The organism is Methylocaldum sp. (assembly GCF_035627495.1).
In the GTDB taxonomy this organism is placed as follows: domain Bacteria; phylum Pseudomonadota; class Gammaproteobacteria; order Methylococcales; family Methylococcaceae; genus Methylocaldum.
This window is the reverse complement of sequence record NZ_DASPLO010000094.1, coordinates 1-9,534: the sequence shown is the minus strand read 5'-3', so window position 1 is coordinate 9,534 and position 9,534 is coordinate 1. Positions and strand designations below refer to the sequence as shown.

At 58.3% G+C, this 9,534-nt stretch carries 7 protein-coding genes; 3 read left to right on the top strand and 4 right to left on the bottom strand.

The window, feature by feature from the left end; genetic code table 11:
- Positions 1-162: 162 nt before the first annotated feature.
- The 3 genes from VEB01_RS08060 to VEB01_RS08050 all read right to left on the bottom strand — a co-directional run bounded on the left by VEB01_RS08060 (position 163) and on the right by VEB01_RS08050 (position 5,093).
- The gene (locus VEB01_RS08060) at positions 163-3,129 is read right to left on the bottom strand and encodes a transketolase (RefSeq protein WP_324874401.1); all 2,967 of its coding nucleotides are present in this window, start codon (positions 3,127-3,129) and stop codon (positions 163-165) included.
- A gap of 279 nt (positions 3,130-3,408) precedes the next feature.
- Positions 3,409-4,596 carry an NAD(P)/FAD-dependent oxidoreductase gene (locus VEB01_RS08055; protein ID WP_324874400.1) on the bottom strand — a complete coding sequence of 396 codons (1,188 nt, stop codon included), beginning with the start codon at positions 4,594-4,596 and terminating at the stop codon, positions 3,409-3,411.
- A gap of 71 nt (positions 4,597-4,667) precedes the next feature.
- On the bottom strand, positions 4,668-5,093 hold the full coding sequence (locus VEB01_RS08050) for an OsmC family protein (RefSeq protein ID WP_324874398.1): 426 nt from the start codon (positions 5,091-5,093) through the stop codon (positions 4,668-4,670).
- 153 nt (positions 5,094-5,246) lie between these two features.
- Here VEB01_RS08050 and VEB01_RS08045 point away from each other — a divergent pair, with 153 nt between their 5' ends.
- The 3 genes from VEB01_RS08045 to VEB01_RS08035 are packed head-to-tail and all read left to right on the top strand — an operon-like array spanning position 5,247 to position 7,454.
- Positions 5,247-6,785, top strand: a complete 1,539-nt coding sequence (locus tag VEB01_RS08045) for a serine/threonine-protein kinase (protein WP_324874396.1) — start codon at positions 5,247-5,249, stop codon at positions 6,783-6,785.
- Positions 6,786-6,843: 58 nt separating this feature from the next.
- Positions 6,844-7,170 carry a type II toxin-antitoxin system RelE/ParE family toxin gene (locus VEB01_RS08040; RefSeq protein ID WP_324874394.1) on the top strand — a complete coding sequence of 109 codons (327 nt, stop codon included), beginning with the start codon at positions 6,844-6,846 and terminating at the stop codon, positions 7,168-7,170.
- Positions 7,167-7,454 carry a helix-turn-helix domain-containing protein gene (locus VEB01_RS08035; protein WP_324874393.1) on the top strand — a complete coding sequence of 96 codons (288 nt, stop codon included), beginning with the start codon at positions 7,167-7,169 and terminating at the stop codon, positions 7,452-7,454. The genes VEB01_RS08040 and VEB01_RS08035 overlap by 4 nt, the downstream gene beginning before the upstream one ends.
- A gap of 126 nt (positions 7,455-7,580) precedes the next feature.
- Here the strand turns inward: VEB01_RS08035 and VEB01_RS08030 are convergent, their stop codons facing one another.
- Positions 7,581-8,714 carry a GNAT family N-acetyltransferase gene (locus VEB01_RS08030; RefSeq protein ID WP_324874392.1) on the bottom strand — a complete coding sequence of 378 codons (1,134 nt, stop codon included), beginning with the start codon at positions 8,712-8,714 and terminating at the stop codon, positions 7,581-7,583.
- Between the last annotated feature and the right edge of the window lie 820 nt (positions 8,715-9,534).

The following is a 9,534-nucleotide window of genomic DNA, read 5'->3' as shown; positions in this document are numbered from 1 at the left end:
TCCCTGGACTCTTCAACCGAATGACCTTATCTTCACTCATGGCGTATTCGCTCCTCTCAACAGGAATGGATGACCTCGAAGACCATCCAGAATACGCCGCCTACCTCAGCCCCTCATCCACAACTTTCGAGCATAACTCCGCACCTAACCCACCCTACCTACCTACGCATCGCGTACCTTTTCAAACTCTAAAATCTTTCCTTCGATCGCTCGGCGGGAAATGCCGTACCGGTCCAACAGCTCTTCCGTCGTTCCCGACCGGGGCTCTTGGGTAACGGCGAGATGGTGCACGGCAGCGTGTGAGGTCAAAGCTGCCGCGACCGCATCGCCAAGTCCTCCGTCGCTCCAGTGGTCTTCGACGACCACGATGCCCCGGGTTTCGCGCGCTGCCTGTTCCAGGGTCGCCACGTCCAGCGGCTTGACCGAATAGGCATCGACTATTCGCAGCACGATTCCCCGATCCTTGAGGCTATCGTAGGCACCGAGCGCCTCGTGCACGGTGATGCCGGCCGCCACGACCGTGAACTGGTCGTGTTCGCTCGAACGCAAAACCTTGCTGCCGCCGATCGGAAACGCTTCGCTATCGGAATAGATGACCGGGGTTGCCGACCGTGTGGTTCGGAGATAAACGATTCCCGGCGTGTTTACCGCCTGCTCGGTCAGGCGTTCGGCGCTGACGGCGTCGCACGGATAAAGCACAGTACTGCCGGCCAGGGCGCGGAACATGGCCAAATCCTCCAAGCCCATCTGCGACGGGCCGTCCTCGCCGATGGATATGCCGGCATGGCTGCCGCAGAAGACGAGGTGCGGAGGACGGCTATGGCCGGCCATGCGGATGAAGTCGTAAGCCCGCGTGAGAAAACAGGCGAAGGTGGCAGCCACCGGAATTTTGCCGGAGACAGCCAAGCCGAGCGAGGTTCCGACCATGTTCTGCTCGGCGATATAGCTTTGAAAAAATCGTTTCGGGTAACTCCTGGCAAAAAATTCGGTGTAGGTCGAGTTGTTCACGTCTCCGTCTAGCACCACGATCTCCGGCATGAGTCCGCCGAGCTTCTTAAGGGCATTCCCGAATCCCTTGCGCGTGGCGGCCTTTTCCCCCGGCTTGTATTCGATCCGGAGGCGCGGAGCCGGTTCTGAGTCGGGACGCCGGAAATCGCCGACACGCCGAGGCTCGATTTTCATGTGAATGTCGGTTTCGCCTAGCTCCTTGAGGGCTCTTTCCATCTCCTCCCGGCTCAGTGCTTTTCCATGCCAACCGTGCGCGCCTTCGAGGAAAGAAACGCCTCGGCCTTTTTCGGTTCGGGCGATAATGGCCGTTGGGCCGCCTTTTCGGGCCCGGTACAGCGCATCGAGAATAGCTTCCATGTCATGGCCGTCGATTTCGACGGTCGCCCATCCGAAGGACTGAAAACGGCGGGCGAATACAGCCGTGTCGCGGTTATAAGGCGTGGGTCCGGATTGCCCCAGGCCATTGACGTCGACGATCGCGATCAGGCCGGACAGCTTGTTGAGAGAAGCAAACTGCGCCGCTTCCCATACCGAGCCTTCCGAGCATTCGCCATCCCCTAAAAGACAATAAACCCGGCTCGGAATGCCGTCCAAACGGTTGGCCAGCGCGATCCCGTTGGCGGCGGCCAATCCCTGTCCCAGAGACCCCGTCGCCACTTTGACCCAAGGATTGGTCGGTGTCGGATGGCCCTCGAAGGTGCTGTCGATCTTGCGCAGCGAATTCAACTCCTCCCGACTGGCGCCGGACTCGTGGAGGGCGGCCCATAAAACCGGCGCGGCATGGCCCTTGGACAGAATGAACGAGTCTACGTTACGGGCTTTCGGGTCGGCTGGGTCCCAACGCATCTCGTGAAAGAAGAGGGCAGCAACGATATCGGCGCAGGAGAGGCTCGACGTCGGGTGTCCCGATCCCGCCTCGGTCGTCATGGCGATGATATCCCGCCGAAGTTGGCGCGCCATGTCCTGCAAGGGTCCGACGTCATGCCGATTCGAATACCTTTGGCACTTGTGCGCCAGGCTTTCCGATAGGGCGTCATAAGGATCGATGAATTTCTGAACACCCTCGTTTTCGAGCTGGGCGGTAACCAGGCTGAAGTCGATTCCGAGTTTTGCCAGGTTTTCCATGACCCGGCGCGCCTCGTCCAGGCCTTCCTCGATCGTGTCGCGCACGGTGCCATGATCGGCGAAGGCCGTGATGGTGGTTTCGGGCATCGTGTTGACCGTGTGAGGCCCGATGAGGGGTTCCACGTACATCACATCGTGGTAGTCCGGGTTTTTCGTGCTGGTGCTCGCCCAGAGCATGCGCTGGATACGCGCGCCTTTGTCTTCCAGCGCTTTCCATCGGTCGCTCTCGATGATTCGCTTGAAGCTCTGATAAGCCAGCTTGGCATTGGCTATCGCCGTTTTTCCCAGCAGTCTTTTTGGCTCCGGCTGAAGGTCGCCGGCGATCTCGGGGATGATCCGGTGGCTCAAGAGCTGATCCACCAATACGTCAATCCGGCTCAGGAAAAAGCTGGCCACGGATGCGACGCTTCCCGGCGACCGGCCGGCCTCGATCCGCCGTTCGAGCGCTCTCAGGTAAGCCTCGGCGACGGCTTCGTAGCGCTCGATGGAAAAGAGTAGGGTGATGTTGACGTTGATACCCTCGAACAGAAGCTGTTCGATCGCCGGTACGCCGGCGGCGGTGCCCGGAATTTTGATGAACAGGTTGGGCCGGTTGACGATTTGTGACAAATGCCGTGCCTGCTCGATCGAGGCCTCGGTGTAATGGGCGATATGCGGGGACACCTCGAGGCTGACGTAGCCGTCGAGTCCGGCGGTTTCGTCGTACACGGAGCGCAAAATATCACAGGCATTCCGAATATCGGTGGTCACCAACGCTTCGTAGATCTCGTGAACATCGGGGCAGGGGCGGCGGCTTCCGATGATATCTTCGATTTGCTCATCATAGTCGCCGCTCCCGGCGATGGCTTTCTGGAATGTCTGCGGGTTCGAAGTAAGCCCGCGCAATCCTTCCCGAACGATGCGGCATTGGAGTTCGCCGCTGGTGATCATGCGCCGCGTGAGATTGTCGATCCAATAGCTTTGGCCGTGCTCGACCAGTTTCAAAAGACTGTCCATCGTGTTCTCCGCCCTATGGGGATAACGGCGCCGGATACTGCCGAAACGCTCCAGAGCGTGAGGCCGAAATAAGCCCTTCGACTCGGCTCAGGACAAGCTCCGAACTTCCGGCATTTTCGGGCCGTCTGCCGGGAACGGCTGCCGCCTTATCCCGGCCTACGAAAGTATGTAGGCCGGAATAAGCCTGTCCTGAGCGCAGTCGAAGGGCGTCAGCGTTTCCGGCAACCGACGGTAGGCCAAGTCGTAGGTCGGCAAGCCTTTGTCGACGAAAGTGTCTCATCAAAGCCGTCCCTTCAGACTTTGAGGTTCGATCGGGCCGGGTTGGGCGATCAGCTCGCGGGCCGCGTCAACCCGTTCCCAAACGTTCCATAAGAGCGCGCCTCTGACCCGACCGTTCTGCAGGTAGTAGACGACTCCTTTTTGATAGGGCTCCGACCAATCGCCTATCGTTTCCAGGCGGGAGTCCGTCTCTCCGACCGCTTCGTAACCCAATTCGAACAGGTCGGAGTAAAAAAACGGAAGGTGATGGTACGGATCGGTTTCGCCGGCCATGTTCAAACCGGCGCGTTTGCCCATGCTGTTGGCATTGTCTTCGTGTTCAACCCGCAAGCGCTTATCCAAAGCCGGATTGTAGAAGTTGGCGACATCCCCGCTGGCATAGACGTCAGAGGAACCCGCCTGCAAGAGCTCGTTCACCACGATGCCGTTTTCCACCGGAAGCCCGGCGAACTCGGCAAGCTGGGTGTTCGGCACGATACCGATTCCGGCCACTGCGGCATCCACGGAAATCGTCCGCTCATTGGTCGTTTTCCCGTCGCGTATGGTCAAGACGAGGTGAGCGTCCGCTCGTTGAAGGTCGGTGACCTGTTGTCCGGGCAGTACCTCGACGCCCTGCTGCCGATAGTGGTCGTTCAAAAATAGGCTCAGCTCCTCAGGGAACAGGCGCGCGCCTATCCCCGGTTCGGGAAAGACCATGACCACTTCTTTGCCGTTCATGGCCAAAGCAGCGGCTATCTCGGAACCGATGAATCCGCCGCCGATGACGGCAAAACGCTGTTTGTCCTGGGTTAGCGCGCGAAGACGCTGGTAATCGTCCAGCGTACGGTAATAAAGAATGTCGTCGCCGCCGAACGGGAAACGCCGAGGGGTTCCGCCCGTCGCCAGCAGTAACTTATCGAAGGTGTAGGCGGTTCCTAGATCATCGTCCACGCGCCTGGCTGCCAAATCCAGCGTGTTGGCGGTTCGGCCGAGGTGCAGGCTGACATTCCGTTCCAAGGTTTTTCGCCAGATGCGCTCGATGGGCTTTCCCTTCCAAAGGGCTTTGGACAGGGGCGGGCGGTTATAGGGAGGGTGCGTCTCCGCACCGATCAATCCCACCGTACCCTGGGTATCGATCTCGCGAATGCCGCGAATCGCGGCGTCCGCCGTCATTCCGCCGCCGACGATCAGGTAGTTGTAATGCGGCATATCGTTTTCTCCGCCGGCGCTTTTCTCCGTTACACGTTGCGGAGTCGCAAGCGCCTTATGCCAATGGGCCGCTAAACGAGCTTGGCCCGGAGTTTAATTTCAGCGCCCGTGAAAAGTTGCGACACCGGGCAATTCCGTTTTGCGTCCTCGGCGAATGTTTGAAATCCTGCCGGGTCCAGCCCCGGAACCTCGCCTTCGGTGTCCAGCTCTATCGTGGTGATCTTGAATCCCTCGCCCACCTTTTCGAGATGGACTTTCGCGGTCGTTGCGATGCGATTGGGGGTGTGCCCCGATTGCGCCAAGCCGTGCGCCAGGGCCATGGAGAAACATCCCGCATGGGCCGCGCCGATGAGCTCCTCGGGATTGGTGCCCTGTCCATCTTGAAACCGGGACGAGAACGAGTAATTCCCTGAGAAGGCGCCGCTGCCCAATCGCATGGTTCCTTTTCCTTGCGGGAGATTGCCTTCCCATTCCGCCGATGCGTTTCGTATCGACATGATTCCCTCCTGCTGGGTCTGCTTTAGGGAATGAGACTTCTCACCGGGACGAGAGTTGCACGGTTCATTCTTGCTGAAGCGTTCGGACAAGGGGCTATCATAAATAACGCCATTACGGCACGATCCAACAGCCTTCTTTGATAAAAAAACGATATGACAAACATTCAGCAAACGCCCGGTGATGATGAACTCGACAAAACCAGGGTCTTGCCTTCATCCGCAACCGGCAGTTCGGAGCCGGCCACGGGAACGGTCGATAACGACGTGGAAAAGACGCGGCTCGCATCCTCTGCTCACGGTGTTTCGCTGGCGCAGCGCCCCGTCGTCGCTTCCGCGCTGGGGGAAGATGCCGATTCGACGCGGCTAAGTGTCGAAACCGATCCGAGCGTTTCGTCTCCGGTCGAGTCCATGCCGTCGGTCAAGCGCTTGCAGATCGGCGACGTTCTCAAGGATCGATTCGTTTTGGAGGAGGTGCTCGGGGAAGGCGGGATGGGCGTCGTATTCAAGGCGCTGGACCTGCGGAAGAAAGAAGCCAACGACAAGGAACCGTACGTCGCGCTGAAAGTGCTCAACCAGGATTTTCAAGAGAACCCCATTTCACTGATCGCTCTCCAGCGGGAGACCAAGCGCGCGCAAACGCTCTCCCACCCGAACATCATCAACGTGTACGACTTCGACAGAGACAACAAACATGTCTTCATGTCGATGGAATACCTCAAGGGCCAGCCGCTCAATCGACTGATCAGGGAGCTTCCCGAAGGGGGCATGCCGTTCAAGAAGGCTTGGCCCATCATCCAGGGCATGGCGGAAGCGTTGGCCTACGCCCACAAGAAGAATATCGTCCATTCGGATTTCAAGCCGGGCAATGTTTTCATCGACGAAAGCGGCGAAGTCAAAGTGCTCGATTTCGGCATCGCCTGCGCGGCGGGACGGGCGGACAAAAAGGGCGCCGATGCGACCGTGTTCAACGCTCGCGATCTGGGCGCGCTGACCCCGGCCTATGCGAGCTACGAGATGCTCAAGGACGAGGCACCCGATCCGCGCGACGACATCTACGCCTTGGCCTGCGTGACCTACGAGCTTCTGGCGGGGAAACATCCGTATGCGAAAATTTCGGCGGACGTCGCGGTCGAGCTGAAGTTGCAGCCCAAGCCCGTTCCGGGCTTGAACAGCAAGCAATGGAGAGGTCTGAAACGGGCGCTTGCCTTGAAGCGCGAAGACCGCACCCCGGCAGCCGAGGAATTCATTGCCGATCTACAGAGGCGATCGCCGATGTTCTACGGAACCTGGGCCGCCGCCGCGGTCGTTCTCATCGCCAGCGGCTCCAACGTTTACCTGAGCTTCCACAAAGTGAACGAACCGCCCAAGGTGACGACGAAGCTCACCGCCGAGCAGTACGCGAAAGTCGGAGATTTGCTGGAGCTCGCGGACATTCACTTCGAGGTCGGCTATTTGACCGCACCCACCGGCAGCAACGCGCTTTGGGCATACCACGAAGTTCTCAAAATCGATCCCTATAACGAAAAGGCAATCAACGGCATGCAAAAAATCGCCAACGCTCTCGAGCAGGAGGCATGGAAGTTCTACGAGCAAGACAACCGGGCGGAAAGCCTGAAGAAAGTGTTCGAGGGGTTGGAGGCAGTGCCTAATCACGAGGGGTTGCTCAAACTTAAGGCTAAGTTGGAGCGGTGATTCCAAAAAGCCGCTTCCTTGCTTGCTCGTTTATATCCAAACCAGTATATTTTCTCCCATGAAACCACTGCGGTTCCTCGGTGACTCGCTCAAGTGCCTGCGGGACTTCCCCGAAGATGCCAAGCATGATGCGGGTTATCAGCTTGACAAGGTTCAGCGCGGCGAACAGCCCGACGACTTTAAACCCATGCCTTCGATTGGCAAGGGTGTCGAGGAGATCAGGGTATGGGACGATTCGGGCACTTACCGGGTTATCTACACCGCTCGCTTAGCGGATGCCGTGTACGTGCTTCACGCCTTCCAGAAGAAGACCCAGGCCACGCCCAAGCGAGACATCGAGACCGCCAAGGAACGCTATGCCCAACTGATGAGAGGTCGCCAATGAGCGAGATCGAAACCGAAAGCTACGCCAGCGTATGGGATGCGCTGGCCGACACGCCGGAACAAGCGGCTAACCTGCGTACCAGGGCCGAACTCATGCAGAAAATCGCCGCCATCGTGAAAGAAAGCGGATGGACGCAAGCCGAAGCCGCCAATCATTGCGGCGTGACTCAACCCCGTATGAACGATCTTTTGCGCGGCCGCGTGTCGCGGTTCTCGCTGGACGCGCTGGTGAATATCGCGACGGCGATGGGCTGCCGGGTACATGTCGAATTGGATGCCGCCTAGGCAAAAGACAGAAGGACAATTCCTTTCCGGTGCGTCAGAGCCATAGGATGCGCTGAGGCACGAAGCGCATCCTATGGCTCTATCTCCGGGAACCGGCCGGAGCGGAGGATCGAAGGTATGATCTGCCTACCAGGGCTCGGGGGAGTTCACCTCCCAGGCGTCCCCATCGGCATCGCCGAACGTGAGATACCAGTTGCCCACGCTGGAGATGAAAGACCGCTCAAACTGCTGCTCCCACTTGCTCGCCATAAATGGCTCCGGTGTGCGTGCCCGCAGGAAGCCCGCCCACCTGAGCTGCCGGATGAAGGGTGGGTAGGTGCACATGATCCCCACATAGTCCACCCCGCTCTGCTTGAAATCCGTGAGGCACCGGTTCAGCAATCCCTCGAACGCTCCCGGCTCCCGAGGATCCGCGAGTATGTCGAGGATTTGGCCGCGGAGACGGTCCCCCTTTTTCGTTCGCTTGAGCACGGCATACCCGCAGAGGGTCCCCTGGTCGTTGAACGCAGCATACCGCCGGTAATTACTGAAGGGGCGTTCGACGAACTTCCAGTTGAGATAGTGGTGGTCCCGAACGACCATGAGCCCGAAGGCGGGAGACACCCTCGAGAAAAACTCATCGAAGCGCTCATCGAAACGTATCACGGGGATGATCTCCATCCGCCTCGGTATTCTGGCGCGAAGGGCAAACTCCCCCACCCGGAGTGCACTCCGGGCCAGCCAAGAGAGTGTGGCGCGGGGAATGCGCCCGCTAACCCGCTGTCGGATGAAGGGTGCCGGATCGAGTATCTTGAAATACGAATAAAAATCCGGGACGGGAAGCCAGCCGGCCTTGAGGTAGAGGTGGCGATTGGGCTCATTGAACCAGAGGGCACCGGCGAAATCGGTGGTCTGCTCGGCCACTCCACGAAGCAGGATCTTCCCCAGCCCCTTCCCCCGATATGCCTTTGCCAGCAGGTCATCATGCGCCAGGTATCCCATCATCTGACGGCCTCCCAGGGAAAATCTGAGCGGCATGTGTCCGTGCATTCCGATGACCTGCTCGCCTTGAGTGAGGAGATAGTAAGGAGTACGCTCCGCCCGGAACGGATTCCTCTCGGTAAGCCATCGGAACAGGATCTGCCTCTTCTCGATGTAGTCCTCATCGAAGCGCTCCCGCCACAGCCGGGTAATGCCTTCGAAATGCGTTTCCTGGTTGCCACTGACCAGATACGGTTCCACAGACAGATCCACGCTGGCGAAATCTTGACTTATGGCCATTTTTGCTCTCCTTCCTGGATAGTTGAGATTGAACGAGGTCCGCATTGACTCCCTACCGAACCATCACCGATTTCATTAACTCACTGAATCACGGAGGTGAGCTAGGAGCGACGTGGACAGCATCGATCAGCGTGAACAGGTCGACGCTACAAAAGCCCTACGCTAGGTATGGGATCATCTTCGTGCAAGTGAGCGGTAAGCTTCCCTGTGTAGCTCTCGCCCGCTGCGGCACGAGGAGTTCCGACAACTATCGCTCTCAGCTCCTTTTCATGCTTTAAACTCGGCCGCTTTAGTAGGTACGGCTCGAACTAGTTCAGCGTATTGTTGCTTGACTGTAACTCGTATGTTCCGGGATTTCCCAGATTGACGTATTTGATTAACCCAATGTGCACTTGGTGCTCCGAGGCTTCAATGCTTTTTCGCAAACGCCGGTAAGTTGACCTTATCGCGATTCCCTCGTTGTGTTGCAAGTATAAGCGCCACATTGCGGCAGACTCGTACGGGCTCATGTGCCGCGAATTGATTCCGATGAGTTTTCAGAACGAACCCAGAAAATGAAGAAACTACCCCACAGATGGTGTGATGCTCTCAGGAATACAGTCGAATTCTTCAAGGTGCTTGGCTATTGGGCTATGAAGGGGCGCGGATATGCGCCCTTATAGGCGTCCTCCAGTAAACCGTAGATACCGTCTTGGCGGTCACGATGCAAGCGCATACTGAGGATTGAAGGGCTGACCGGATTTGAGGACGCCATAGGCAAGAACGAGGAGTTTGCGCATGGCGGCACAGGCGATGACTTTGCCGTTCTTGCCTTGCGCTT

What these genes read in the sequence shown, in the direction of transcription:
- VEB01_RS08060 (WP_324874401.1), bottom strand. Translation starts at nt 3,129, where the DNA reads ATGGACAGTCTTTTGAAACTGGTCGAGCACGGCCAAAGCTATTGGATC.
- VEB01_RS08055 (WP_324874400.1), bottom strand. Translation starts at nt 4,596, where the DNA reads ATGCCGCATTACAACTACCTGATCGTCGGCGGCGGAATGACGGCGGAC.
- VEB01_RS08050 (WP_324874398.1), bottom strand. Translation starts at nt 5,093, where the DNA reads ATGTCGATACGAAACGCATCGGCGGAATGGGAAGGCAATCTCCCGCAA.
- VEB01_RS08045 (WP_324874396.1), top strand. Translation starts at nt 5,247, where the DNA reads ATGACAAACATTCAGCAAACGCCCGGTGATGATGAACTCGACAAAACC.
- VEB01_RS08040 (WP_324874394.1), top strand. Translation starts at nt 6,844, where the DNA reads ATGAAACCACTGCGGTTCCTCGGTGACTCGCTCAAGTGCCTGCGGGAC.
- VEB01_RS08035 (WP_324874393.1), top strand. Translation starts at nt 7,167, where the DNA reads ATGAGCGAGATCGAAACCGAAAGCTACGCCAGCGTATGGGATGCGCTG.
- VEB01_RS08030 (WP_324874392.1), bottom strand. Translation starts at nt 8,714, where the DNA reads ATGGCCATAAGTCAAGATTTCGCCAGCGTGGATCTGTCTGTGGAACCG.